General features: G+C 65.5%; 23 protein-coding genes and 1 tRNA gene. 13 read left to right on the top strand and 11 right to left on the bottom strand.

What is annotated here, in order from left to right:
* Window positions 1-21: 21 nt before the first annotated feature.
* The gene (locus VVT58_RS11015) at window positions 22-534 is read right to left on the bottom strand and encodes a hemerythrin domain-containing protein (RefSeq protein ID WP_327755040.1); all 513 of its coding nucleotides are present in this window, start codon (window positions 532-534) and stop codon (window positions 22-24) included.
* A gap of 121 nt (window positions 535-655) precedes the next feature.
* Here VVT58_RS11015 and VVT58_RS11010 point away from each other — a divergent pair, with 121 nt between their 5' ends.
* The 5 genes from VVT58_RS11010 to VVT58_RS10990 all read left to right on the top strand — a co-directional run bounded on the left by VVT58_RS11010 (window position 656) and on the right by VVT58_RS10990 (window position 4243).
* Entirely contained in the window at window positions 656-1282 is a 627-nt protein-coding gene (locus VVT58_RS11010) for an isochorismatase family cysteine hydrolase (protein WP_327755039.1), read from the top strand.
* Between the two features lie 116 nt (window positions 1283-1398).
* Window positions 1399-2055: a DUF6766 family protein gene (locus VVT58_RS11005; RefSeq protein WP_327755070.1), complete on the top strand. Its 657-nt coding sequence runs from the start codon at window positions 1399-1401 to the stop codon at window positions 2053-2055.
* Window positions 1938-2576: an alginate export family protein gene (locus tag VVT58_RS11000; protein WP_327755069.1), complete on the top strand. Its 639-nt coding sequence runs from the start codon at window positions 1938-1940 to the stop codon at window positions 2574-2576. The genes VVT58_RS11005 and VVT58_RS11000 overlap by 118 nt, the downstream gene beginning before the upstream one ends.
* Before the next feature lie 67 nt (window positions 2577-2643).
* Window positions 2644-3846, top strand: coding sequence for an ATP-dependent DNA ligase (locus tag VVT58_RS10995; protein ID WP_351999974.1), 1203 nt, complete (start codon window positions 2644-2646; stop codon window positions 3844-3846).
* Window positions 3839-4243 carry a GFA family protein gene (locus VVT58_RS10990; protein WP_327755037.1) on the top strand — a complete coding sequence of 135 codons (405 nt, stop codon included), beginning with the start codon at window positions 3839-3841 and terminating at the stop codon, window positions 4241-4243. Before VVT58_RS10995 ends, VVT58_RS10990 begins: the two co-directional genes overlap by 8 nt.
* Before the next feature lie 146 nt (window positions 4244-4389).
* Here VVT58_RS10990 and VVT58_RS10985 read toward each other — a convergent pair whose 3' ends face one another.
* Both VVT58_RS10985 and VVT58_RS10980 read right to left on the bottom strand, forming a co-directional pair.
* The gene (locus tag VVT58_RS10985; protein ID WP_327755036.1) at window positions 4390-5196 is read right to left on the bottom strand and encodes a phage integrase central domain-containing protein; all 807 of its coding nucleotides are present in this window, start codon (window positions 5194-5196) and stop codon (window positions 4390-4392) included.
* A 182-nt stretch (window positions 5197-5378) separates the two neighbouring features.
* Window positions 5379-5469: transfer RNA gene (locus VVT58_RS10980), tRNA-Ser, on the bottom strand.
* Window positions 5470-5754: 285 nt separating this feature from the next.
* Here VVT58_RS10980 and ald point away from each other — a divergent pair.
* The 5 genes from ald (at window position 5755) to VVT58_RS10955 (ending at window position 13033) form a co-directional block, all read left to right on the top strand.
* The gene (ald, locus tag VVT58_RS10975) at window positions 5755-6870 is read left to right on the top strand and encodes an alanine dehydrogenase (protein WP_327755035.1); all 1116 of its coding nucleotides are present in this window, start codon (window positions 5755-5757) and stop codon (window positions 6868-6870) included.
* A gap of 417 nt (window positions 6871-7287) precedes the next feature.
* Window positions 7288-8118, top strand: a complete 831-nt coding sequence (locus VVT58_RS10970) for a sulfite exporter TauE/SafE family protein (RefSeq protein WP_066554529.1) — start codon at window positions 7288-7290, stop codon at window positions 8116-8118.
* A 207-nt stretch (window positions 8119-8325) separates the two neighbouring features.
* On the top strand, window positions 8326-8691 hold the full coding sequence (locus VVT58_RS10965) for a hypothetical protein (protein ID WP_066554530.1): 366 nt from the start codon (window positions 8326-8328) through the stop codon (window positions 8689-8691).
* 51 nt (window positions 8692-8742) lie between these two features.
* On the top strand, window positions 8743-10500 hold the full coding sequence (locus VVT58_RS10960; protein ID WP_327755034.1) for a sulfotransferase: 1758 nt from the start codon (window positions 8743-8745) through the stop codon (window positions 10498-10500).
* Window positions 10501-10630: 130 nt separating this feature from the next.
* Window positions 10631-13033 carry a TonB-dependent receptor gene (locus tag VVT58_RS10955; protein WP_327755033.1) on the top strand — a complete coding sequence of 801 codons (2403 nt, stop codon included), beginning with the start codon at window positions 10631-10633 and terminating at the stop codon, window positions 13031-13033.
* A 161-nt stretch (window positions 13034-13194) separates the two neighbouring features.
* Here the strand turns inward: VVT58_RS10955 and VVT58_RS10950 are convergent, their stop codons facing one another.
* From VVT58_RS10950 to ung, 6 genes are all read right to left on the bottom strand, one after another.
* On the bottom strand, window positions 13195-14085 hold the full coding sequence (locus tag VVT58_RS10950; protein ID WP_327755032.1) for a transglutaminase family protein: 891 nt from the start codon (window positions 14083-14085) through the stop codon (window positions 13195-13197).
* Window positions 14082-16559 carry a circularly permuted type 2 ATP-grasp protein gene (locus VVT58_RS10945; RefSeq protein ID WP_327755031.1) on the bottom strand — a complete coding sequence of 826 codons (2478 nt, stop codon included), beginning with the start codon at window positions 16557-16559 and terminating at the stop codon, window positions 14082-14084. Before VVT58_RS10945 ends, VVT58_RS10950 begins: the two co-directional genes overlap by 4 nt.
* Window positions 16556-19885 (bottom strand): transglutaminase family protein, encoded by a 3330-nt coding sequence (locus tag VVT58_RS10940; RefSeq protein WP_327755030.1) that lies wholly within the window; start codon window positions 19883-19885, stop codon window positions 16556-16558. The genes VVT58_RS10945 and VVT58_RS10940 overlap by 4 nt, the downstream gene beginning before the upstream one ends.
* 66 nt (window positions 19886-19951) lie before the next feature.
* Window positions 19952-20383 (bottom strand): DUF488 domain-containing protein, encoded by a 432-nt coding sequence (locus VVT58_RS10935; protein WP_327755068.1) that lies wholly within the window; start codon window positions 20381-20383, stop codon window positions 19952-19954.
* 94 nt (window positions 20384-20477) lie between these two features.
* A complete protein-coding gene (locus VVT58_RS10930; protein WP_087575341.1) occupies window positions 20478-20741 on the bottom strand; it encodes a hypothetical protein in 264 nt (87 codons plus the stop codon).
* Window positions 20738-21436, bottom strand: a complete 699-nt coding sequence (ung, locus tag VVT58_RS10925; protein WP_327755029.1) for a uracil-DNA glycosylase — start codon at window positions 21434-21436, stop codon at window positions 20738-20740. Before ung ends, VVT58_RS10930 begins: the two co-directional genes overlap by 4 nt.
* 92 nt (window positions 21437-21528) lie before the next feature.
* On the opposite strand from ung, the gene VVT58_RS10920 reads away from it, so the two are divergent.
* The 3 genes from VVT58_RS10920 (at window position 21529) to VVT58_RS10910 (ending at window position 24027) form a co-directional block, all read left to right on the top strand.
* A complete protein-coding gene (locus tag VVT58_RS10920) occupies window positions 21529-22500 on the top strand; it encodes a serine hydrolase (protein WP_327755028.1) in 972 nt (323 codons plus the stop codon).
* A 66-nt stretch (window positions 22501-22566) separates the two neighbouring features.
* Window positions 22567-22932 (top strand): DUF962 domain-containing protein, encoded by a 366-nt coding sequence (locus VVT58_RS10915; protein WP_327755027.1) that lies wholly within the window; start codon window positions 22567-22569, stop codon window positions 22930-22932.
* A gap of 39 nt (window positions 22933-22971) precedes the next feature.
* Window positions 22972-24027 carry a GNAT family N-acetyltransferase gene (locus VVT58_RS10910; RefSeq protein WP_327755026.1) on the top strand — a complete coding sequence of 352 codons (1056 nt, stop codon included), beginning with the start codon at window positions 22972-22974 and terminating at the stop codon, window positions 24025-24027.
* On the opposite strand, the gene VVT58_RS10905 is transcribed toward VVT58_RS10910, so the two are convergent.
* The gene (locus VVT58_RS10905) at window positions 24005-24844 is read right to left on the bottom strand and encodes a cupin-like domain-containing protein (protein ID WP_327755025.1); all 840 of its coding nucleotides are present in this window, start codon (window positions 24842-24844) and stop codon (window positions 24005-24007) included. The genes VVT58_RS10910 and VVT58_RS10905 overlap by 23 nt on opposite strands.
* A 10-nt stretch (window positions 24845-24854) precedes the next feature.
* Entirely contained in the window at window positions 24855-25970 is a 1116-nt protein-coding gene (locus VVT58_RS10900; RefSeq protein ID WP_327755024.1) for a GNAT family N-acetyltransferase, read from the bottom strand.
* Between the last annotated feature and the right edge of the window lie 227 nt (window positions 25971-26197).

Here is a 26197-nt window from a genome sequence, read left to right as displayed (position 1 = left end):
CCGGTACGCCGCGTCCCGGCGTCACGCAGTGACGAGATTGACGGCGGTCGGCTTGGCGGGCGGAAGCCCGCCGGCCTGGGCCAGGAGGAGAAGCTCCTGCTTGCGCGCGAGCATCTGATCGCGCAGCGACACGAGGTCGACGTCGGTCTCACGACATTGCGCGAACATGCCTTCGGACGGCATTTCTTCCTCGTGCACATGGTGCTTGATCTCTTCAGACAGCACCGTGACCTTTGCGTCGTAAAAGTCCGCCTCGGCCTGTGAGCCGGCGATATCGTTGATTAGCACCTTGGCACCGTCATGCTCAACATAGGCCTCGTCGAGGGTGTCGTCCTCGATCTTGCCGCGAAAAGCGGGATAGAAAATCTCTTCCTCGATCGTCGTATGGATCTTGAGTTCGGTACAGATCTTGAGCGCGATGGCCTGCTTCCTGGCGCTGTCCTTGGTCTTCTCGAACTGCTCGAAAAGCGTCTCCACCTCGCGGTGGTCCGCCTTGAGCAATGCGATCGCGTCGGTGAACTGCTGCTTTGCCATGATGTCCTCCTGTTCGGCCCCCGACCGAAACACTTTGCTGCGCTGCACAGTTCCACCACTCGTAGATGATAGGCGCAGGCGGGCAACCCGCGGCGGCTCGAGACGTTTGCCCAAAGGAGCGATGCTGGACAGTGAACAGACGACAGGCCCTGACGCCGCTGCGCGCGACCGCGCGGGTGGCGCCATCGCGCTTCTCATCATCGACATGATCAATTCCTTCGATTTCGAAGGCGCCGGGCTGATCCAGCCCAAGGCGGCGGCGGCGGCCGACGCGATTCTCGCGCTCAGGTCCACGGTCGAGCAGGCCGGATGGCCAGTCGTCTACGTCAACGACAATTTCGGCGAATGGCATTCGGAGAAGTCGCGCCTGGTGGATCGCGCGCTGGCGAAGGCAAACCCGGTCACGGCCAAGCTCAAGCCCGAAGATCAGGATTATTTCATCATCAAGCCGCAATTTTCCGGCTTCTACGCCACCAACCTGCAAGTGCTGCTTCCCAAGCTTGGAGTCAGCCGGCTGATCCTCACCGGGATCGCCAGCGACATCTGCATCCTGTTCACTGCGGCCGACGCCCATATGCGCGACTATGCGCTGTGGATCCCGGAGGACACGGTCGCCGCGGAACAGGACGAGCGCGGCGCCTGGGCGCTCGAGATCATGCGCGAGAGCATGGGCGCGGAGACCGCGCCGACCACGGACCTGACGCTTCAGGACTGGACCGCGAGGCTCAACGAGGCGGGCATCCGCTAGCCCTCGCCCCCTTGACATCCGGTCGGAGCGCCGGCGCCATGCCACATTCCGGACAAGGGAGCGATCCCTGCCCGGCGACGTTTAACCTCGACAAGATGTATACAGGGACGAGGGACATGCGGCTGCTGCGGGACAATGGACTGACGATCGTGCTCCTGTTGCTGTTCGCCGGGAGCATCGTCGGGCAGTGGCTGTCGGGATGGCATGTCGCCAACGAAGACGCGCTGCGGCACGGCCAGGCGCTGATGAGCCTCGGCGATTACACGATCAGCCCCGAATTCCTGTCGTCCGTGTTCGAGAATTGGGAGAGCGAGTTCCTACAGATGGCGGCCTATGTCGTCCTAACCGCCATTCTCGTCCAGCGCGGCTCGTCGGAATCGAAGGACCCCGACAGCCCGCCGCGCGACGACGATCTCGGCCTCCAAGCGCGCAAGCCGGGTGCTCCGGCCATCCTGGGCTGGGGGCCGCTGTGGCGCGCGCTTTACGCCCGGTCGCTCGGCATCGCGCTCGGGCTGCTTTTCCTCGTCTCCTTCGTGCTCCACTGGACCCAGAGCGCGCGGGCCGCGGCACAGGAGGCTCTCGAACATGGCGAGGTGGCGCCGACCATCATCGGCTATCTCGGCGACGCACAGCTCTGGTTCGAGTCCTTCCAGAACTGGCAGAGCGAATTCCTATCCACCGCGGTGCTCGTCCTGCTCTCGATCATCTTGCGGCAGCGCGAGTCCCCCGAGTCCAAGCCGGTCGCGGCATCGCACAGCCACACGGGCGACTGACCCAGCAGGTCGCCGCGAGCTTCCTTCATGCCGATATCGGCTATAGTTTCGGACATCAGTGGAAGCCGCGCCTGTCGCTCGAGTTCGATCGCGCGACCGGCGACAAGCCAGGCGGCAGCTTCAACCGCTTCGACACGCTGTTCGGCATGCGCCGGGCCGACCTTGCGCCCGCCGGCCTCTACAATGCGGTCGCACGCACCAATGTCGTCACGCCGGGCATCCGCATCGAGGTCACGCCGACCAAGCGGCTCGATGCCTTCGCTGCCTATCGTGCGATGTGGCTCGAGGCGCGTGAGGATTCGTTCTCGAGCACCGCTGTCCGTGACGCTGCGGGCCGCTCCGGAACTTTTGCTGGGCATCAGCACGAAGCGCGCATCCGCTACTGGCTGGTGCCCGAAAAGCTTCGCTTCGAGTTTGACGGGCTGCTGTTCGCCAAGGGCCGCTTCCTCACTGACGCGCCTAACGCCCCGCCGGGTCGCTCGACCCGCTATGGCTCGTTCAACCTGACCGCGAGTTTCTAAATCCGCTATCAGTCCTGCACGTAGCGGATGGCGCCGGTTCGGATGGTCGCGATCAGCGCGATAGCCTTTGTCCCTTTACGCGACGAGACGCCTATGCAACGCGCGCCTATGTCGGTTCGCGAGCTGGACCTCGCACACGCCCTCTTTAAGTAGCCGGGAAACCATGGTGCGCGCGACGGGTTGTGCCGTCATGTCCGATGCTAAGCAGGAGTCCATAGCGAAGCTAGCTGCGCCTGTTGGCAAGGTTCCAGTCGCGCCGATGGAAGCGTTGCTGGTTGAGATGCTGCCGGAAGTACCGGGCTGGCAATTTGAACCCAAATGGGATGGCTTTCGCGCCATCGTCGCGCGCGATGGCGATGAGATCGAGATCTGGTCCAAATCGGGCAAGCCGCTCGGCCGCTATTTCCCCGAAATGGTCAAGCAAATCGCAGGGCTGAAGCAACGCCATCTGCTTCTCGACGGCGAACTCGTCATCCCAATCGATGACGCGCTATCGTTCGATGCTCTCCAGGCCCGGCTGCATCCCGCCGCCTCGCGCATCGCCAAACTGTCGAAGGAAACCCCCGCGCAGCTCATCCTGTTCGATGCTCTGGCGATCGGCGGCAAGGATTTGCGGGACAAGCCTCTGAGTGATCGCCGGGCTGCGCTGGAGGCGTTGCACCGGACCATGAAGGACGACCGCATCCTGCTCTCACCGGCCTCGCTGGATGCAGGACAGGCCATGGATTGGCTGAAGGCCAGCGGCGGCGCGCTCGATGGCGTGATCGCCAAGCCGCTCGACGAGCCCTATCGATCGGGCGAGCGTGCGATGCGCAAGGTCAAGCAGCTGCGGACCGCCGACTGCGTGGTCGGCGGCTATCGCAAGACCGACAAGGGCGGCGTCGCCTCGTTGCTGCTCGGGCTCTTCAATGAAGCCGACATGCTCGATCTGGTCGGGTTCTGCTCGGGTTTCACTGCTGCCGAGCGCAAGGCCCTCGCCAAGCGTCTCGAGCCGCATGCGGGCGGTGCGGGGTTCACCGGCAAAGCGCCCGGCGGCCCCAGTCGCTGGAACCCCGAGAAGAGCGGCGACTATATCGCCCTCGACCATGAGTTGATCGCCGAAGTGATCTATGACCAGGTCACTGCCGGCCGCTTCCGGCACGGCACGCGTTTCCATCGCTGGCGCCCGGACAAAGCAGGCGAGCAATGCACCTTCGACCAGCTGATCCGCGAATTGCGGCCCGCCGAGCTTCTCCAGCTGATCGACAATGCGAGTGATGCCGATGCCTGAGGTGAGCGGCGGATGTCTCTGCGGCCAGGTGCGCATTACGGCGCGCGGTGAACCGTATCGGGTCGGCATCTGCCACTGTCTCGACTGCCGGAAACATCATGGAGCGCTGTTCTTCGCCGCCGCCATCTTCCCCGAACAGGCCGTCAGTATCGACGGGGAGACCCGCGCCTATCGCGGCCGGCATTTCTGCCCAGACTGCGGCAGCTCGGTGTTCGCCCATCATGAGGACGAGATCGAGCTGCATCTGGGCACGCTCGATGCGCCCGGCCAATTTCTGCCGACCTATGAGAATTGGACGGTGCGCCGCGAGGCCTGGCTCCCGCTCTTCTCGCTCGATCATCAATATACGCAGGATCGCGAAACGGGCGACCGCCATGATCGCGGCGAGACCGAGTGACCGAGTGACCGAGTGACCGACGCGTCGCTCAGGCCGCGTCAGGCGCCAAGGATTTCGCCTTGCTGTCGGCCCAGCGCTTGCCCGCATCGCCGCCCCAGAGCAGCCAGGCGATGAACCCCGCAGACGGGTCGCTGTCCGAATTCCAACTATGGGACTTCGTGTCCTTGTCGACCGCATGGCACGCGAAGAAGCTGTGCATCGATTTGATATCGGCTTCGGACAGGTCGCGCCGCTCGGCGAGCTGATGCGCGCTGCCGACACCGACTTGCGTGCCGCCACGGTCGAACTTCTCGCTCCGCCGTCGCGATCATCTTGCGCAGCGGGACGAGCGTGGTGATCGCCGGCTGTCGGCCCTTCCGCAGCGGCTTCAGGACCGCGCCGAGCTTCTCGGCCGGGTCCGTCGTCGCGATGCCCTGCGCGATCGCATAGACGAACACGGCGGAGATTCGCTGCCGGATGCGCTTGGCGGTCTCGATCGACCCGCGGGCCTCGACTTCGCGCAGTGCTGCCAGGACAAGCGGCGGCGTCAGCTGCGCGATCGGAAGATCGCCGATCGACGGAAAGATGTCGCGCTCGAGGCTGCGGATGATGTCGGCGGCATGGATCTTCGCCCACTGCGCCTTGGCGTTCTCGTGCCACTCGCGCGCGACTTTCTCGAAGGTCTGGCGCGCGGCCTCGAGGTTTGCCTCGATCCTGAGCTTCTTCGCGACGCCAGGGTCATTGCCTTCGCTCAGGATGGCATAGGCTTCGTCCCGCTTGGCGCGGGCGTCGGCCAGCGAGACCATCGGGTAAGCGCCGAACGCCATCGTCTTGTTCTTGCCGTCGTAGACATAGTTCCAGTGCCACAGCTTGCCGCCGCCGGGGGCGACGAGCAGGAAGAGGCGGTTGGTGTCGGTCAGCTTGTAGGATTTCGGCCGCGGCTTGGCGTTGCGGACCTTGGTGTCGGTGAGCATGGCTCGGTCTCCTGAGATACCTCGTTTTTCGACCGGCGATACCTCGTTTTCGGCCCTCCGAATCGCTGGATGGGCATGGACGGGCACGGACGGCCGAGGCCGAACCGGTCTGCTAAACGTCGGTAATCAGGAGGAAAAAGTCGATCCCAGTGGTCTTCTGCGGACCCCTGTGGAATGGTCCGTGGCGGAGCGGGAGGGATTCGAACCCTCGATACGCTTTTGACGTATACTCACTTTCCAGGCGAGCGCCTTCGACCACTCGGCCACCGCTCCGCATTGCACTGGAGGCGGCTCCCTATCGTGCGTCGGCGCGCTAGGCAAGGGGATGCTTTACTTTCCTTTCTCTCCCATGCTTGATTGCGCCATGCCGATCCGTTTCCTCGCTTTCCTGACCGCGCTTTTCCTGCCTGTTCCGGCCCTTGCCGCTCATCCGGCGACCCCCTCCGCCATCGTCGCGCAGGCGCCATAAGGCTCCGGCCGGTCAAAACGGGTAAAATGCCGGAACGATGATTATCTAAAGATAATTACAGCCCCGCCGCCAAAATGGAGAGGATGGTCATGATCGTAGGCACCGTCAGAGAGATCAAGAATCACGAATATCGTGTCGGTCTGACGCCGGAGAGCGTGCATGAACTGACCGCCCACGGCCATCGCGTGCTGGTGGAAAGCGGCGCGGGGGAGGGGATCGGCGCGCATGACCGCCTCTATGCCCGCGCCGGGGCGGAGATTGTGGATGATCCGGCCAGCATCTTCGCGGCGGCGGAGATGATCGTGAAGGTCAAGGAACCCCAGCCGGAGGAGCGCGCCCTGCTGCGCCCCGGCCAGATTCTCTACACCTATCTGCATCTGGCGCCCGATCCCGATCAGACGCGGGAGCTGATGGCGTCGGGCGCGATCGGCATCGCCTATGAAACGGTGACGGACGCCCATGGCGGGCTGCCGCTGCTCAAGCCCATGAGCCAGGTCGCCGGACGCATGGCGATCCAGGCCGGGGCGACCGCGCTGGAAAAGGCGCATGGCGGGCGGGGCGTGCTGTTGGGCGGGGTGCCGGGCGTCCTTCCGGCGAAGGTCGCGGTGATCGGCGGCGGCGTGGTCGGCTTCAACGCGGCGCAGATGGCGGCGGGTCTGGGCGCGGATGTCACCATCCTTGACCGCAGCCCGGAAGTGCTGGAGCGGCTGGGCATCCATTTCGAGGCGCGGGCGAAGACGCGCTTTTCCAACCGGGCCAATCTGGCGGAATGCGTCGAGGAGGCTGATCTGGTGATCGGCGCGGTGCTGATCCCCGGCGCCGCCGCGCCCAAGCTGGTGTCGGCGGATATGCTCAAGACCATGAAAAAGGGCGCTGTTCTGGTCGACGTCGCGATCGACCAGGGCGGCTGTTTCGAAACCAGCCACCCCACCACCCATGACGACCCCACCTATATCGTCGATGGCATCGTCCATTATTGCGTCGCCAACATGCCGGGCGCGGTGGCGCGGACCAGCACCTATGCGCTCAACAATGTGACCTTGCCCCACGCGTTGAAAATCGCGGACCTGGGGTGGAAGGAAGCGCTGCGGGCGGACCGGCATCTGCTGGACGGGTTGAATGTGTGGAACGGCCGGATCACCTACCAGGCCGTGGCGCAGGAGCTGGATCTGCCTTACACGCCCGCGGAAGAGGCTATTGGATAGAGGGCTGTGGCGGCAGGTTTTGGTCAGTTCCAGCCATTGAGAGGCACGTGTTCCTGCGAAGGCAGGAACCCAGTTCCTACGGTGCGACGATCCACGAACGTCGGGACTGGGCTCCTGCCTTCGCAGGAGCACGGTGCACTTCAAGGAAAGCGACGCAAAAGCGGACCTTCCGCTCTCCACCCATTTCCGTTTCCCTTCCCCCACTCTCCACAATATTGCTCCCCCCTTTGCGGGTTCCCCGGCTTCGTTCGTTTTGCGTGGATGTGGGGGCTGTTGATCGTCCCTGCCACGCACGTTCCGCCGAAGAGAGGCATGGGTTTCCAACATGGTCGATTGCACAGCTTCCGCCGCCTTGATCCATAGAGGCATCTTCCCCAACAGTGCCGCCTGCGCCATAGCGTCGGGGGAGCAGCGCTGATGCAGGGTGACATGATGACTTGGCTAGTACCCCTGGTCGCGATGCTGGGCGCGGGCCTGTTCGCCGGTTTCGCGGCGGGGATTTTCGGGATTGGCGGCGGCTTCGTGGTGGTGCCGGCGCTGTTCGTGGTGCTGCCGCTGCTGGGCGGCACGCATGATGCCATTGCCCATGTCGCCATCGGCACATCGGCGGCGACGATCATCGTGACGTCGATCCGCTCGCTGCTCGCCCATGCCAAGCGTGGCGCGGTGGAGTTCGAGGTGCTCAAGACCTGGGCGCCGTGGATCATCCTGGGCGACGGCGCCGGCGTGCTGCTGGCCGGTCATGTGGACGGGCACATCCTGACCATGATCTTCGCCGTCGGCGTGTTCCTGATGTCGCTCAATTTCCTGCTGCCCAAGGTCGGCGGCAAGGTGATCAGCGACACCATGCCTTCTGGCATCGCCCGCGTCGGCATAGCCGGGGGCTTGGGCACCTTTTCCGCTCTGCTCGGCATTGGCGGCGGCACCATCGCCATCATGGTGATGACGCTATGCGGCCGCTCGATCCACCGCGCCATCGCCACCGCATCGGGCATCGGCACGCTGATCGCCATCCCCAGCGCCATCGGCTTCGCGCTGATCGGCCTTAAGGAAAGCGGCTTGCCCTGGGGATCGCTGGGCTATGTCAACATTCCCGCGACGCTGGCCATCGCCTCCATGTCGATCCTCACCGCGCCGCTGGGCGTGGCGGCGGCGCACAGCCTGCCCGCCGCACCGCTCAAGAAATTCTTCGGCGTCTATCTGGTCGTCATCGCCTTCGTCATGTTCCGCAACGCCATCAAGATGTGACTTCCTCCGACCGCCCGTGGCCCCTGCACAGGCCACGGGCGGATTTTATTCAAACTATTGATATTATTTGTTTTAATGTCATTTTATGCGCTCCTCCGGTCGACGCTGGAGCGCATTTCATCCATTCTGCACATCCGTTCATGCACAAAATCCCCTTTTCCGGACGTTGAACCCGACAGAGTTCGCATCAGGAAGAGGAGAAGAGACATGAACCGCTCGATTGTCGCCAGCGCCCTTGCCATCCTCGCCATGGCGCCGGTTTCCGCGATGGCCGCGCCCTATGGCGCGATGAGCTATGAAGAAAGGCTCGCCGCCGCCGAGGACGACATGACCCTGCCCGCGCCGATTGCGGGCGTGCAGAATAAATATTGGTTCAACTATCGCACCGACCTGGCCGAAGCCCGCAAGGAGCTGGCCCACGACCTGCGCCACGCCACCGATGCGGAGGATGAGCGGGACGCGTGGGACGAATATCGCATCGAACTGGCCGATGCGCGCCACGATTATGTGAAGGAAATGCGCGAGAAAGGCTATCGCCCCGGCCAGGTCCGCGTCTACGGCTCCGGCCGCTAGCGGGACATGTCCCGCTTGCTAAGCCGCGTGCAGCTTGACATTTAGGGGTGGATGCGGGGCGAAAGCTATTCTTCCATCAGGCAAGCGCTTGCGCAGAACCCCGCGCAGGCGCTTGCGCTGTGCCTCGACCGGCTTAGGCAGGCCGCCGGGGATGCCGAGGCGCATCGCCTCGCCGCCCGAGCCCTGCGCGCCCTGAAGCGGGATGGGGAGGCGGAGCGGCATGAATCCGCCGCGATCGACGCCGCCGCCACCGACCCGGCGCTCCAGCAGGCCGCCGTCGCCCTGCTCGACAACCGCCTGCATCTGGCCGAGCCGATCCTGCGCGGGCGGCTCAAGGACAATCCCTTCGACGTCGCGGCGATCCGCATGCTGGCCGAACTGGCGGGCCGGATCGGGCGCAATGCCGATGCGGAAAAGCTGCTGCGCCGGGCGCTGGAACTGGCGCCCGGCTTCACCGCTGCCCGCGCCAATCTGGCGACCGCGCTGCACCGCCAGAACAAGACCGCGCAGGCGCTGGAGGAACTGGACCGGTTGCAGGACCAGTCCAACCCCGCGCACGCCAATCTGCGCGCCGCGGTGCTGGGTCGGCTGGGCGATTTCGACGAAGCCATCGCGCTTTACGAGCAGATATTGGCTCAGGCGGCTGGCCAGCCGAAAATCTGGATGAGCTACGGCCATGCGCTCAAGACGGTGGGCCGGACAGCCGACAGCATCGCCGCCTACCGTCGCGCCACCGCGCTGCGCCCGGCCTTTGGCGAGGCGTGGTGGAGCATCGCCAATCTGAAGACGGCGGCCTTCGACGCCACCGACATCGCCGCCATGTCCAACGCGCTCAACGACGCACAGGCCAGCGCGGAGGACCGCTTCCACCTGCATTTCGCGCTGGGCAAGGCATTGAGCGACCAGGGCGAGACCGGCGCCGCCTTCACTCATTATGCCGAAGCGAACCGCCTGCGCCGCATCGCCCAACCCTATGAGGCGGCGCGCACCACCCGCGCGGTCGATGCGGCGATCGGCCTGTTCACCCCGGATTTCTTCGCCACGCGACAGGGCAGGGGCTGCGCCGCGCCCGACCCGATCTTCATCGTCGGCTTGCCGCGCGCCGGCTCCACGCTGATCGAGCAAATCCTCTCCAGCCACAGCCAGGTCGAAGGGACGATGGAACTGCCCGACCTGCCCGCTCTGGTCGCGGAACTGCGGCAGGAGGGCGAATGGCCGACCTTGCTGCGCGACCTGGACCCCGCCCGCCTGCGCGCCTTGGGGGAGGCCTATATCGACCGCACCCGCATCCAGCGGCGCGAAGGGCGGCCCTATTTCATCGACAAGCTGCCCAATAACTGGCTGCATGTCGGCCTTATCCACCTGATCCTGCCCCATGCGCGGATCATCGATGCGCGGCGCCACCCGCTTGATTGCGGCTATTCCAATTTCCGCCAGCATTTCGCGCGGGGGCAGGCGTTCAGTTACGACCTTGGCGACATCGGCCATTATTATGCCGACTATGTCCGGCTGATGGCGCATGTCGACGCCGTGTTGCCGGGGCGCGTCCACCGCGTCGTCCACGAACGGCTGCTCGACGATCCGGAAACGGAGGTGCGCGCCCTGCTCGCCGCGCTAGGTCTGCCGTTCGAGGAAGCCTGCCTGCACTTCCACCAGAACCGCCGCGCCGTGCGCACCGCCAGCAGCGAACAGGTCCGCCGCCCGATCAACCGCGATGGAGAGGGTCAATGGCGCGCCGTCGAAGCGCAACTCCAGCCCCTGATCGCTGCCCTTGGCCCCGTGCTGAACAGCTATCCCGACGCGCCCTGACCGTGGCTTTCGGGTAACAATCGCCTGAAAAAGCGCATGATTGTCGGGACGCAACGATTTTCCATTGCGCGCTTCCGGCAGTTGATGACAATTTCCCGCAGAAACTCGTGCACCTGAGGGGAGGTAGCCGATGTCAGGTCGCTTACGCTTGATGGAGTTTTCGTCCGCATTGCTGGCCACCACGGCCATGGCCTTTCCCGCCATGGCGCAACAGGCCGCGCCACCCGCCGACAGCGACGTGATCGTCGTCACCGCCCAGCGCCGCGAGGAACGGTTGCAGGACGTGCCGATCAGCATCAACGCGCTCGGCCAGGCCAAGCTGGAACAGGCCAATGCCAAGGCGCTGGACGATTATGCCAAGCTGCTGCCCAGCGTCTCCATCCAGTCCTTCGGCCCCAGCCAGGCGCAGGTCTTCTTCCGCGGCGTGGCTACCGGCTCGGGCGGCCCGCCGCTGCATATCGGGCCGCTGCCGACCAGCAGCACCTATGTCGACGAAATCCCGGTCACGACCATCGGCGGCATGGTCGATGTCCATCTTTATGACGTGGCGCGGATCGAAGCGCTGGCCGGGCCGCAGGGCACGCTGTTCGGCGCCAGTTCGCTGTCCGGCACGCTGCGCATCATCACCAACCGTCCGGAACTGGGCAAGACCACCGGCAGCATCGACCTGCAAGTCAACAAGTTCAGCAAGGGCGACTTCGGCGGATCGGCGGAAGGCTATATCAACCTGCCGATCAGCGACAATGCCGCGCTGCGCGTCGTCGGCTTCTATGACCGGGCCGGCGGCTATATCGACAATATCCCCGGCACGCGCACCTTCACGCTGGACGATAACGACCCCAGCACCAACCTCACCGTCAACAACAACGCGCTGGTCGAAAACGACTATAATGATGTCGAAACCTGGGGTGGCCGCGCCGCGCTGCGCGTCGACCTGGACGACAACTGGACGGTCACGCCGCAATTTCTCTACCAAAGCCAGATCGCCCATGGCGGCTTCTTCTACGATCCGACCAAGGGCTATCTGAACGTCACCGACTATCTGCCCAGCCGCAACAAGGACCGCTGGTGGCAGGCTGCGCTGACCATCCAGGGCAAGCTCAGCGACTGGGATATCACCTATTCGGGCGGCTATTTCGAGCGCAAGGTCGATAATATAGCCGATTATTCCTATTATTCGGTCGCTTACGACAGCTACACCTATGTCGACGATAACGGCGTGACGCAGCCGGGCTTCACCACCTTTTTCCCGGACGCCAACGGCCATCCCATCGACCCGACGCAAACAGCGCACCAGTTCGACAAATATACCAAGCACACGCAGGAATTGCGCGTGAACTCGCCCACCGACAAGCCGTTCCGGCTGGCCGCGGGCATGTTCCTTCAGGTCCAGACCGACAAGATCGGGGCCGACTATCAGACGGTCGGCATCGGTTCGATCCCCACGCCGATCTGGCTCACCCCCTTCGGCACCAGCGACACCGTGTTCCTCACCCGCGTCAAGCGCAAGGACCGCGACTATGCCATGTTCACGCAGGGCGAATATGACATTGTGCCCAATGTCACGCTGATCGCGGGCATTCGCGGCTATGTGGCCCACAACACCATCTACGGCTTTTCCGGCACCAACAGCGCCAGCAATCTCGATCCGGCCAATTGTTTCCCCACCAGCCTACCCGACGTCCCCTGCGCCAATGTGCACAAGAAGCAGGTGGAATCGGGCGTCATCTGGCGCGGCGGCATCAAATGGCAGGTGGCGAGCGACATCATGCTCTACGGCACCGTTTCGCGCGGCTACCGGCCGGGCGGCAACAACCGGCGGCCAGGGGTCAATCCGTTCAAATCGGACAAGCTCGACAATTTCGAACTGGGCTGGAAAAGCCGTTTCGGGCGCTTCACCTTCAACGGCGCCGCCTTCTACCAGAAATGGCGCGATCTCCAGTTCGGGCTGGTGCCGGTCGGCCAGAATGGCGTCACCAACACCTATAATGCGGGCAACGCGCGCATCTATGGCGTGGAGGGCGACCTGTCCGCCCGCTTCGGCGGCCTCAGCCTGTCGGCCAGCGCCACCTATGTCGACGCGCAGCTCACCAGCGATTTCTGCGAAGTCGATCCAGTGACGAAGAATATCGTCTGCAACCCCGGCGTCCCGCCCGCCGCGGCCAAGGGCACGCGCTTGCCGATCATGCCGCGCTTCAAGGGTTCGGCCACGGCGCGCTATGAATGGCCGCTCGGCGCGATGACGGCCTTCGTGCAGGGATCGGTGTCGCATCAGGGCGGCACGCGCACCTTCCTGACCGATGCGGATTATGCGGCGGTCGGGCCGACCAAACCCTTCACCACCGCCGATTTCTCGATCGGCACCCATTGGGATAGCTGGCGGATAGAGGCGTTCATCCAGAACGCCTTCAACAGCCATGGCGCGCTGGGCAAGAACACCATCTGCGCCACGGAAATCTGCGGCGCCTATGCCCGGACCTACCCGACCAAGCCGCAATTTTTCGGCCTGAAACTGGGCTATGATTTTGAGTAGCGGGTGGGAAACCGGCGCGATTGAATGAAATCGTCATTCCCGCGAAAGCGGGAATCCATCTCCCATAAGTCGCCCCAGAGGGAAGGCTCAGGAGATAGATTGGCTGCGCCGAACTTCGTTTCCCGCCTACGCGGGAATGACGTAAATGCTTGATGGGGCACTCAAACCCCTTCCTCCTCCGGCATGACGTCCACCATCACCTGGACATTCTGCCCGGAGCCGCCCACGAACAGCCCATCCATCGGCGCGACGTCGGCATAATCCCGCCCCATGGCGACGAACAAATGCCCGTCCCCGGTAATCACCCCATTGGTCGGATCGAAGCCGATCCACCCCCGCGTCGGCCCGCACCACAGCATCACCCAGGCATGCATCGCGTCCGCGCCGACCAGCCGCGCCATCCCCGGCGGCGGATCGGTGCGCAAATAACCGCTCACATAGGCGGCAGGCAGCCCGAACCAGCGCAACGCCGCCACCATCACATGGGCAAAGTCCTGACACACCCCATGGCGCGCCGCAAAGGCCTCCGCCACTGGCGTCGCCGCATCGGTCGCCCCGCTCACATAGGCGAACGCGCTCTTGATCCGCTGCGCCAGTTCCAGCGCCCCCCCCACAATCGGCCGCCCGGGCGCAAGCAAATCCCCCGCCCAAGCCCCGATCTCCGCCGCCAATGGCACACGCGGCGAGGCGTAGAGATAATGCGCCGGTCCCGCCGGTCCCATGTCCCGCGCCGCCAAAGCCGCCTCCGCCACCGCGCCGATGGTTGGATCATCCTCTTGCGGTTCAATGGGCGGGCCGCCCTGCACCCCGGCACGGAAGCTGCTGTCGATGCGGATTTCCTGCAACGGACTGTCGATCTCGATCCGCGCGACATTCACCGGCCACGCCCCCGGCCGCGATTCGATGGAAGCGGGCGCGGGATCGACCGCCAGATGATAATCCGACGTCCACTGCCCCGGCCATGGCGCGGGCCGAAGCCGCAGGTTGAAGCGCGCCAACTGCACCGGCGCATCATAATGCACGATGGTCTGATGCCGGATGTGGTAAATCATGACAGCAGGCTGACGCCCTCGCTCTTTTCCTTGCGCCGTTGCAGGAAATAACGCTGCCCGATGGCATCCGAAAGACCGAGCAATCGGCTCTCCGCGTCGGCCAGATCGGCCATGCTCAATGCATCCCCGGTCAGCGGCACCAACCGCGCCGCCAGCATCGCCGCCAGCCGCTGCGGCTCCTCCGGCATGCCGTCGCCATGCAGCGCGGGCAGCGCCGCGACATGCTCCGCCAATCTCTGCACCTGATAGACGATCGAGCGCGGATTTTGCGGTTCCAGCGCCACCAGATCGCGCACCGGCGCCAGCGCAGGCCCGGCGAGATAGCGGTTGCGATAGCTGATCTGGCTGTCGTTGAGATCGAGCAGCACGGTCAGATCATCCGCCGACGCCCAGTCGGCCCCGAACAGCATGGCCAGGCGGCAGCCGTTGATCGCCCGCTCCATCCGCCGCCCCATGTCGTGGAAGCGCCACCCTTCGGTCCGCCCCATATTCTCCGCCGCCAACCCGGAAAGCGCCGAAATCCGCTCGATCATGCGGGAAGAGGCTTCCAGCAAAGTCTCCGTCACCCCGCCGTCGAAATCGGGCAGGGGCAGGCGCACCAGCCGCCAATAATCCACCGCCAGCCGATCGCGCAGCCCTTCGCCAATCCCTGCCACCGCTGCCAGCAGCGCACGCACGCTGCCCGGTTGCGTGCCGTCGCCCAAAGCCTGCGCGCAAAGCGGCCCGACCGCCCCCGCCGCGTCGGGAATGGCCCCCCAAAGGGCAAGCTGCCCCATCAGCCGATCCATGGTGGGCGATCCGACGGCCGGTCCCAGATCGGCCTCGATCGACCCGCCGACGATCGACCGGATCACCCGCGCCGTCATCTCCGTGCGCTCGATATAGCGGCCCAGCCAATAGAGATTGTCCGCCGCCTTGGCGGGCAGCATGCCGCCCACGCGCCGGATGGCGGGTGCGGCCGCCACCGCCGAAAGCCCGTCCTGGGGCACGGGCTTGGCGTCCAGCACGCACATGTCCGCCGACAGATCGCCTTCGCCCATCAGCGCGGCGCGAATGTCGCCATGCGCCGCCAGCCGCGTGAAGGCGCCCGGCATGATCCGCCATTGCCCCAGCTCGTCCCGCGCCACGAACACGCGCAGGGTGAAGGGCAGGGGGGTCAGCTTTCCGTCCACGATCGCAGGCGTGGTCGACAGCCGTACCACCTCCTGCCCGACATAGTCCATCGGCCGCCGCGCCATGGCGTCCAGCAAGGCCGCCCGCTGCGCCGCATCCATGGCCGATCCGGGCAGGAAGCGCGTGCCCGTCAGCCCCGCCACATCGCGGTCGAAGGCCGATCCCACCACCAGCTCGTCCATCGCGTCCGCGACATGCGCCCGCTCCGCGCTCTGCCCGCACCACCAGGTCGCGATATTGGGCAGGATGAGGTCCGCCCCCAGCACCTCCCGCGCCAGCCCCGGCAGAAAGGCCGCCATGGCCCGCGATTCGATCACGCCCACGCCCGGCCAGTTGGCCAGCATCAGCCCGCCCTTCACGCAGGCGTCGAACAGGTCCGGCACGCCGATGCGCGATTCCGCGTCGAACGCCAGCGGATCGATGAAGCGGCTGTCCATCCAGCGCCACAGCCCATCGACCCGCTTCAATCCCTGGATCGTGCGCACGAACAATTGCCCGTCGGACACGATCAGATCCTCGCCCTCGACCAGCAACAGGCCCAGATAGCGCGCCAGATGCGCTTGCTCGGCATAGCTCTGGTTGAAGCGTCCCGGCGACAGCAGGCCGATGCGCGGATCGCTCCGCTCGCAATCGGCCGCCAGCCCGCGCCGCAAATCGCTCAGAAAAGGCGCCAGCCGCCGCACATTGAGCGCGCCCAGCAAATCCCCGGTCGCCCGCGATAGGGCCAGCCGGTTCTCCAGCGCATAGCCCACGCCCACCGGGGTCCGCACCCGGTCCGCCAGCACCCGCCATTCGCCATCCGGCCCCCGCGCCAGATCGGCGGCGTAGAAATGGATGAAATGCCCATGGGGCGGCGGCGCGCCGGTCATCACCCGCCAATGATGGGGGCTGCCGGTGATGACGCTGGCGGGCAGCTTGCCGTCCCGGACCAGCGATTGCGTGCTGTATATGTCGCTGATGACGCGCTCCAGCAACTGCGCCCGCTGGACCAGGCCTTGCTCGATATGCGTCCATTCCTGCGCGCCGATCAGCAGCGGAACGGGGCTGAGCGGCCAGGGCCGTTCCTGCTGATCCCCGGTCAGGCGGAAGGCCAGCCCCAGATCGACCGCCTGCCGCCCGACATTGCCCGCCAGCACCGCCGGATCACCCTGCGCCTGAACCGACAGCCGCTCCAGCATGGCCCGCCAATGGCCCGCCATCTCCTTGCTGGCCCCGGCGAACAGATCGCCCTTGGGCGCCCTCGCCAGATAGGTCTCGGCCCAGCCCGCCGCGTCTACAGGAAGGGCGCCAGCCATGTTCATGGATGCCGGAAACGCAGGTCCAGCGTCATCGGGAACTCGCTCGGAGCCTCGGCGGGCGGCATGTCGACCGGGCCGGGCGTATGGCCATGATCCTGAAACCGCGCCTTGCGCCGCGCCTCCGCCTCATAGGCGTTGATCGGCAGCGTGTCGTAATGGCGCCCGCCCGGATGCGCGACATGATAGACGCAGCCGCCCAGCGACCGCCCGCTCCAGCTATCCAGCACGTCGAAGGTCAGTGGCGCGTTGACCGGCAGGGCCGGGTGCAGACAGGCCGCCGGCGCCCAGGCCTTATAACGCACGCCGCCCACCGCCTCGCCCGGCACGGATGTCGGCGTCATCGGCACGCGCCGCCCATTGCAGGCGACGATATGCCGCCCGGCGATCAGGCCCGTCGCCCGCACCTGCAACCGCTCGGTCGAACTATCGACATAGCGCACGGTCCCGCCGATCGCGCCTGTCTCGCCCAGCACGTTCCACGGCTCCAGCGCGTGGGAAATCTCCAGCCCCACGCCGCCCGCATCGACTGCGCCATGGATCGGGAAGCGGAACTGTTTCTGCGCCTCGAACCAGTTGGCATCGAAATCGTAGCCCGCGCCGCGCAGGTCGCCCAGCACCTCCAGAAAATCCGCCCAGACGAAATGCGGCAGCATGAAGCGGTCGTGCAGCGCCGTCCCCCAGCGCACCAGATTGCCCTGCTGCGGCTGGCGCCAGAACCACGCCGTCAGCGCCCGCAACAGCAATTGCTGCGCCAGACTCATCTTCGGCTCCGGCGGCATTTCGAAGCCGCGAAACTCCAGCAACCCCAACCGCCCGGTCGGCCCATCGGGCGAGAACATCTTGTCGATGCAGATTTCGGTGCGGTGGGTGTTGCCCGTCACATCGACCAGCAGATTGCGGAACAGCCGGTCCACCAGCCAGGGCGGCGGCGCATCACCCTTGCCCGGAGCAGGCACCTGCGCCAGCGCGATCTCCAGCTCATACAGCCCATCATGCCGCGCCTCATCGATGCGCGGCGCCTGACTGGTCGGCCCGATGCACAGCCCCGAAAACAGATAGGAGAGGGAAGGATGCCGCTGCCAGTACAGCACAAAGCTTTTCAGCAGATCGGGCCGCCGGATGAAGGGCGAATCGATGAGGCTCGGCCCGCCCAGCACGATATGATTGCCGCCCCCGGTGCCCACGGATCGCCCGTCGACCATGAACTTGTCGGCGGTCAGATCACAGGTCCGCGCCAGCGCATAAAGCCGCTCGGTGATCTCCACCGTCTCGTCCCAACTCGCGGCGGGCTGCACATTCACCTCGATCACGCCGGGATCGGGCGTGGCCTTGAGCACCTGCAATCGCGGATCGGGCGGTGGCGCATAGCCCTCGATCCGCACGGGAATCCGCATCGCTTCCGCCGCGCCCTCTATTTCCGCCACCAGTTCCAGATAATCCTCCAGGGCTTCCACCGGCGGCAGGAAGATCGACAGGAAATGCCCGCGCGGTTCCACCGTCACGGCGGTGCGCACCGCCCCTTCGATATGGAACTGCTCGACCCGCTCCTGCGCGACAGTCCCGCCCGGCGCATCCGGCACCCGCTGCACTGGCTGGGCATGAACCTCATCCAGCGTGGCGCGGAAATCCGGCAAAGGCCCACGCGGCTCGCTCGGATCGCGGGGATGGATATAGGGAAAGGCCGCCTCCGGCACATGCGGCAGCGACCCCAAGGGCAGGCGATAGCCCAGCGCCGAATCCCCCGGCACCGCGAACAGCTTGCCGCGCCGGAGTTGCCATATCTCGCTCTGCCAACGCGGCGTCGGCACCTGGCTCTGCCAACGCTGCACCGGCAGCACGAAACCCACCGGCTGGTCCAGCCCCCGCTCGAACGCCCGCACCATTCTTGCGCGGGCTTCGGGATCGGAAATCTTGGGATCATCGGGCGATGTGTTGACCGGCAGGTCCGCTTCCTTGACCGCCCACACCGCCGGGTCTTCATAGACCGGCTGGATATGCTCGGACGTAAAGCCCATCGCGCCCGCCATATGCGCGATAAAGGCCTCGGCATCCTCCGCCGTCACCGCCCGCGCATCGTCAGCCGCCACCTCATCCGCGATCAGCCCGGCATCCCGCCAGATCGGCACCCCATCCTGCCGCCAATACACCGCATAGGCCCAGCGCGGCAGGCTCTCGCCCGGATACCATTTGCCCTGCCCATGGTGCAGCAGTCCGCCCGGCGCGAACGTCTCCCGCAGCCCCCGGATCAGCCGGTCGGCATAGCCCGCCTTGGTCGGCCCGACGGCATCGCCATTCCACTCGCCTTCGTCGCCGCCATTTTCCGCCACAAAAGTCGGCTCGCCCCCGGTGGTCAGCCGCACATCCTGAGCTTGCAAGTCGGCATCGACCTTCGCCCCCAGCGCCATCACCGCATCCCAGCGCGCATCGGTAAAGGGCTTGGTGATCCGCACCGCCTCGGCAATGCGGCTGACCCCCATGGAAAAGTGGAAATCCACCTCCGCCGGTTCCGCCATGCCGCTGATCGGCGCGGCGGATCGATAATGCGGCGTCGCGCAGAGCGGAATATGCCCTTCGCCCGCGAACATGCCCGATGTCGCATCCAGCGCCACCCAACCCGCGCCAGGCACATAGGCCTCCGCCCAGGCGTGGAGGTCGACGACGTCCTGCGAAACCCCCTTCGGTCCCTCCAAAGGCTCGACGTCCGCGACCAACTGAATCGAATAGCCCGACACGAAACGCGCCGCAAAGCCCAGCCGCCGCAGCAATTGCACCAGCAGCCAGGCCGAATCCCGGCACGATCCGGTGCCGATCTCCAGCGTCTCCTCCGGCCCCTGCACGCCGGTTTCCATGCGGATCACATAGCCGACCCGTTGCTGGAGCTGCCGGTTCACCTCGACCAGAAAGTCGATCGTGCGCCCTGCAAAGCCCTTGTGGCTCTCCACCAGCGCCTCGAACAGCGGCCCCTGATCCTCCAGCTCGAAATAGGCGGCGAGGTCGGTTTTGAGCTGCTCGTCATAGGCGAAGGGATAATCCTCCGCATAAGGTTCGACGAAAAAGTCGAACGGATTGATGATGTCGAGATCGGCCAGCAGATCGACCTCGACCGAGAAATGATCGACGGGCTCTGGAAAGACGATCCGCGCCAGCCAATTGCCATGCGGGTCCTGCTGCCAGTTGAGGAAATGCCCGGACGGCTCGATCTTCAACGCATAGTTAGGGATTTTCGTCCGGCTGTGCGGCGCGGGCCGCAATCGGATCACCTGCGGCCCAAGCTTGATCGGGCGGCTGTAGCGATAGGACGTCAGGTGGTGGAGCGCGGCCTTCAGCATGGAAGCGATGAAACGCCACCCCCTGCTGCAATGCAATATACAATCGTTTTGCGCCCAAAGATTCTGTCAGGGCAACAAATCCACCCGCTCCGCATCCGGCATCACCGCATCCAGCAGCAGCGAGCGATGGCAGGCCGCCGCATCCCGCTCGAAACAGAGCACAGCCACCGGCTGCTCCTGCGCCATTTCAATCAGTTGCGCCGCCTGCACCATCGCCTCAGGCAGCTCCAACTGCCCCGCATAAATCTCCGCCAGCCGCTTGCGATCGCCTTTGCGCGCCGCCTCGCGCCCGGCGGCGGGCGTGCCCAGCGCCTTCAGCCCGACATAGTCGATCCCTGCCTCCCGCAGCCCGGCGGCCAGGATATTCTTGGAAAAGCCCGGCCGCCGCGACAGCGGCACCGCCCGGACATCGGCCAGCAGGGTAACACCCGCCGCCTGCAACGTCGCGATCACCTCGTCCTGCGTCGCGCCTTCATAGCCGATGGTGAAGATTCGCATGTCCAACAGAATACCGTGTTCCTGCGAAGGCAGGAACCCAGTTCAAACGGCGGGACTGGGTTCCTGCCTCCGCAGGAACACGGAGCAACAAACGCTACCCGTCCCCCTCGGCCCGTTCCATCATCTCCATGAAATCCCGTGCCGCGTCGCGGTCAGCCGGGTCCGCGAACGCCTCGTCCAGATCGGGCGCATCGCCCAGCAGGAACATCAGCGACCAGAGCGCAAAGCGCCGCCGCCCGTCCGTCTCCAGCCCGAAATCGACCCGCATATGCTCGATCCCGGCCGCCAGCGCGTCGGGCGTCAGCGCGTCCACGTCCCGCACCCCGAAATAGCGGTGCAACTGATCGTCGAAATTCATGGCACCGGCACCGTTTCGGGCAAACCCCAGTCGATCGACCCGCGCCCTTTCTCGTCCAGAAAGGCATTGGCCTTCGAAAAATGGCGACAGCCCAAAAAGCCGTTATGCGCCGACAGGGGGGAGGGGTGCGCCGCCTTCAGCACCAGATGCCGCGTCCCGTCGACAAACTCCGCCTTGCGCTGCGCATAGGCGCCCCAGAGCAGGAAGACCACCGGCTCGACCTTCTGGTTGACCAGCCGGATGATGGCGTCGGTAAACTGTTCCCAGCCGCGTTTCTGGTGGGATGCGGCCTTGCCCATCTCCACCGTCAGCACGCTGTTCAGCAGCAGCACGCCCTGACCCGCCCAATGCTCCAGAAAGCCGTGGCGCGGCGGGCGCAAACCCAGATCGCTCTGCAATTCCTTGTAGATATTGACCAGCGACGGCGGCGTGCGCACGCCCGGCTTCACCGAAAAGCACAGCCCATGCGCCTGCCCCTCGCCATGATAGGGATCTTGCCCCAGCACCACCACCTTCACCTTGTCGAGCGGCGTCAGGTCCAGCGCCCGGAAATATTCGCTGCCCTTGGGAAAGACGCGCTTTCCCTGCGCCTTCTCCTCTTCCAGAAAGCGCTTCAACCCCTGCATATAGGGGCTTGCGAATTCCCCGCGCAGCGGCGCGCGCCAGCTCTCGTCCAGCTTGATAGTGTCGCTCATGGCCCGGCGTGATGAACCGGGGCGTGAACCGATGTCAACGATCCTTCTTTCCCGCCCTTGCGCTGGACCGGCGAATCGGGAAAATAAGCAGGATGCCGCGCCTTCGTACCAAGCTGATCGCCTTCCTCGGGCTTTTCCTCGCCCCCTTGCCCACCGCCGACGCCTTCGGGCCGACGGCGAACCCGGTCGAACATAACGCGCAATCGCGTCTGATGGCCGAATTCGCCCGCTTCTCGACGCTGACCGACGGCACGGTCGGTATCGCCGTGCGCGACCTCGGCACCGGGGAGACGCTGGCTTATAATGGCGACACGCTGTTCCCGATGGCCAGCACCTACAAGGTGGCGGTCGCGGCCAGGATTCTCTCGCTGCTCGACGCGGGCAGCCTCAGCCTCGACGAACCGCTGCTTCGCCTCGGCCGCCCGCTGCCGGTGCGCACGCTGCTGGAAATGAGCCTGACCTTGAGCGACAATGAGGCGACCGACGCCCTCGTCGCCCGCGCAGGCGGCCCGCAGGCGGTGAACGACTGGGTCCATGCCGCGGGGATCAAGGGGCTGCGCGTCGACAGCAACACCCGCGACCTGCTTGCCCGCGCCAAGGTGGCCGGCGTGGGCTTCGGGGATGAAGCCGCCATGGAGTCCGGCCTTTCCGCCGCCCAGCGCGACGCGCGCGACATGCCCAATATCGGCTTCACCGCCGACCCCCGCGACACCGCCACGCCGCGCGCGATGGACGACCTGCTCGCTGCGATCCGCCTGGGCAAGCTGTTGAAGCCGCAGACGACCGCGCTGATGCTGTCGATCATGGAACGCTGCAAGACCGGCAAGGCCCGGCTGCGCGCCATGCTGCCCCCCGGCACGCGCATCGCGCACAAGACCGGGACGCTGAACGGCCTTGGCAATGATACGGGCATCATCACCCTGCCGGACGGGCGGATATTCGTCATTTCGGTCTTCGTGATGAAGGACTATAAGGGGCATGAGATGCGCGACCGCATCATGGCCGAAGCGGCGCGGGCCGCTTATGATTATTTCCTGTTCGCCCCCGATCGGCACACGGCCTGACGCATCGATCTTAACTTCGATCACCTTTCCCGTTAGCCTGGAAGGCGATGGAGGAGGGGGAGTGCGATGGACGGCAAGGCTGCGTTCAGGGACTTCTGGCCCTATTATCTCCAGGAACATGCCCATGCGGGCACGCGGGCGATGCACTATGCCGGCACCAGCCTGGTCGTGCTGCTGCTCGCCGCGCTGCCCGTCGCGGGAAGCTGGTGGATGGTCCCCGCGCTGCCGCTGGCAGGCTATGGCTTCGCCTGGGCAGGCCACAGCCTGATCGAACATAACCGCCCCGCGACCTTCCGCTATCCCCTCTGGTCGCTCCGCGCCGATTTCGTGATGTGGTTCCGTTTCATGACCGGCCGCATGGGCCGCGATCTCAAACGCGCGGGCGTTCGCCCGGATGGCTCGATCGATCCCGCCCTGCGCCGCCAATTATAGTCCCTTGATCCTCGCCACGGCTCTGCCAAAAGGGCCGCAATGGCCCTCACCGCCCAATTCACCCGCCTGCCCGATCCCGCGATCCTCGCCCCCCGCTGGCAAGCGCTGGAGGCCCGCGCGGATGCCGGCTTTTTCCTCGGCTGGACGTGGACCGGCGCCTGGCTGGAAAGCTACGGCGTCCGCCCCGAACTCCTCGCCGTCACCGACGCGCAGGGACGGGACATCGCGCTTGCCTTGTTCGGCCACGCCATGCAGCCCCGCCTGCTCGGCCCCACCGCCACATTGTCGCTCAACCAGTCGGGCGATGCCGCCGCCGATCGCCCCTTCATCGAATATAACGGCCTGCTGATCGCGAAGGGCAGGGAAGGGGAGGCGACCGAAGCCGCCCTTCAAGCCCTCCAGAAACGCAAGGACTGGCGCACCCTGCGCCTCAGCGGCATCGCGCCCGGTTCGCCGCTTCTTGAAATCCCTGCCCGCCGCAAGACCCGCCTCGACCGCTCCCCCGTCTATCAGGTCGACCTCGACGCCGTCCGCGCCTCCGATTATCTCGCGCTACTCAGCGCCAACAGCCGCAGCCAGATTCGCCGCGCTATCAAGGACCATGGCGGCGCGCTCCCCGCCATCACCCAGGCCAGCGCCACGGAAATCGGACCCTGGCTTGATGAAATGCAGGCTCTCAACACCGGGCGCCACGCCGACAATGCCTGGGACGACCCGGCCTTTCGCCGCTTCGCCACCACGCTCGCCACCCGCAGCGATAAGGTCGAACTGCTCCGCTTCACCGATAGCGGGGGAGTCGTGGGCCTGCTCCTCAACTTCCTCCACGACGGCACGGCGATGAACTACCAGTCCGCCTTCGCCGCCCCGCGCACCGCCAAGGACAAGCCCGGCCTGCTCTGCCACGCCGCCGCCATCGGCCATTATGCAGCGCGCAACCTGAAACTCTACTCCCTGCTCGCCGGCAAGGACCGCTACAAGCAAAGCCTCGCCACCCGGCAGGAAGCACTGGAATGGTGGCAGATCGACCGCTTCAGCCCCCGCCTCGAAGCCGAAGCCATCCTCCGCAAAATCCTTAAGCGCCCAGCTTCCGCATGATCCGATAGGCCAGCCGCCGCACCCCCCGCGCCTCAGGCCTCGCCCCAACCCGCGCCGTCGGCAGCCTGCGCCGCCGCAACAGCGCGTTCAGGCTATGCAACTCGCCCTCGGCCACGCTCCGCTCCGACCGCCAGGTGACGGACAGGCTGACCGACACGACAGGGCCATTCTCCACGAAATGCGGCGCCTTCACCGGCACATGAAGGGCATCCCCCGGCAACAGCGTCACCGCCATCGCCCGGTCGCGAAACCCTTCCCGCCAGTCCAGATTGCGATGCCCGCCCGCATGGAAGGCCTCGCTCTGCACGGCAGGCACCAATTCCTCGTCGCCCGCCGGAAAGACCGTCATGGTCTTCTCCCCCCTGATCTGGAGCAGGATATTATGCTCCGGGTCCATGTGGAACGGCGTCACGCTCCCCGGCGAGGAGAGGAAGATAAAGGCTTCCCGGTGCAGCATCGGCCCGGTCTCCCGCTCCACCAGCACCGCCAGCTCGCCCAGCGCCCGGTCCAGCAAAGCGCCATAATCCGCATCCCGCTCGACATTCTTCAGCACCGCCCAACTGCCGTTCGTCTCGATCGTCCGGATCGTCTCGCCCAGGCTCAACCCGTTGGAAGGCGTATCCTCCGCCCGCACGCCCAGCGGCAATTTGCCCAGATTATATTCCACGCAAGCGGCAGGCATCCGCTCCGCCAGCCCGGCCAAAGCCTCCAGCGTCAGCAACTCATGCCCCACCAGCCCATGGCTCAATTTCGCCGCCCGATCGGGATAGGCCGCCGCAAAATCCGCCCGCGCCCCCTCCGAAAACACCGCGTTCATAGCTGCCCTCTCAATCCTGACCTTTCAGGCGCCGCCCCAGCGCCTCGACGCCATTGGCCAGCGCGAAAGCCGCACTTCGGCCCGCGCCGCGCAGGGCAATGCGATATTGGGTAATCGTCCGCCGCTCGGCCCACAGGCTGTCGATCATCGGATGATCCGCCGCCGCGCAGCTATCCATCCAGCCGATGCCGGGATCGCCCAGCACCGCATGCAGATTGGCGATCTCGATCAGCACCCCCGGCGAAAAGCGGCCCAAAGCCTCGTCGAATGCGATCTTGAAGGAAAAGGCGCCTTCGCCATGCCGGAAATTGACCAGCATCGCGATCGCCCGCCCATCCAGGTCCATGCGCAGGAAATGCAGCAATCCGCTCTCGAACGCCGCCGCGCAGGCCGCTCGGAAGAAAGCCGCATCATCGACCTTGCAGGCCAATGCCGACCCTTCCGACCCCTTCCAGCCCGAAGCCTCCAGCGCCAGAAATTCGCCGCACCACGCCGCGAGTTCCCCCCCATCGGCCAGCACCCGGCTCTCGACCGCGCCCATATCCGCCAGCCGCTTCTGCAAGCGCCGCAATTCCTTGCGCTTCTTGGCGCGCACATGGGCTTCCCAATAGGCGTCCGCGTCCATATCCGACCGCAGCATCGCCCGGTCGTAGCGATGGACCTCGCGCCGTCCCCGCCGCTGCTCGACGCATAGCGCCTCCAGCGCCGCCGCATTGGCGCCCGCCGCATCCAGCCCGCGCAGGTGCAGGAAACCCGGCGCCCAGGGCGCGTCGTCCAACTGCCCCAACAGGCTGCGCCAGGCCGCGATTTCCTCGCCCCGCCGAATCAGCGGCGCGCCGAAGAAAATATGGTCGTGCATCCAGTTGGTGACGCAGCTCACCGGCAATCGCCCATGCCGCGGCGCGACCACCACCGGCATCAGCCCGATCAGATCGCTGCCCCGCTGCGCTTCCAGCACCCGCACGATCCTGTCGCCCGCCAGATGATCCAGCGCCGCGCACAGCATTTCGGGCATGTAGAAGGCATTGGCCTCCGCCGCCTCGTCCGCCAGCGCGGCCCATCGCGCGCGCTGCACCGGGGCATAGGCGCGCGCATTCGCCAATGCGGGATGGGAAGCCATGTCCATGGCTCCGGCCTTAGCCGCCAATGATTAGGGAAAGGCTAATCCGCGACAGATCATGGCCAGTTGCTGACGAGAGATATCCGTTCGGGCTGAGCGAAGTCGAAGCCCTCAGCCGAGCGGAGCGAGGCTTCCATGCTTCGCCTTCGCTCAGCAGGGCCCTTCGACAAGCTCAGGGCGAACGAAAACTGAAAGTCCACTCCCACCCATGACCAGCCCCAATATTCCCTTCC

The sequence above is a fragment of the Sphingobium sp. SJ10-10 genome (genome assembly GCF_036038995.2).
Lineage (GTDB): Bacteria > Pseudomonadota > Alphaproteobacteria > Sphingomonadales > Sphingomonadaceae > Sphingobium.
The sequence above is the reverse complement of the archived record's forward strand: the minus strand, read 5'-3'. Positions and strand labels throughout refer to the sequence as shown.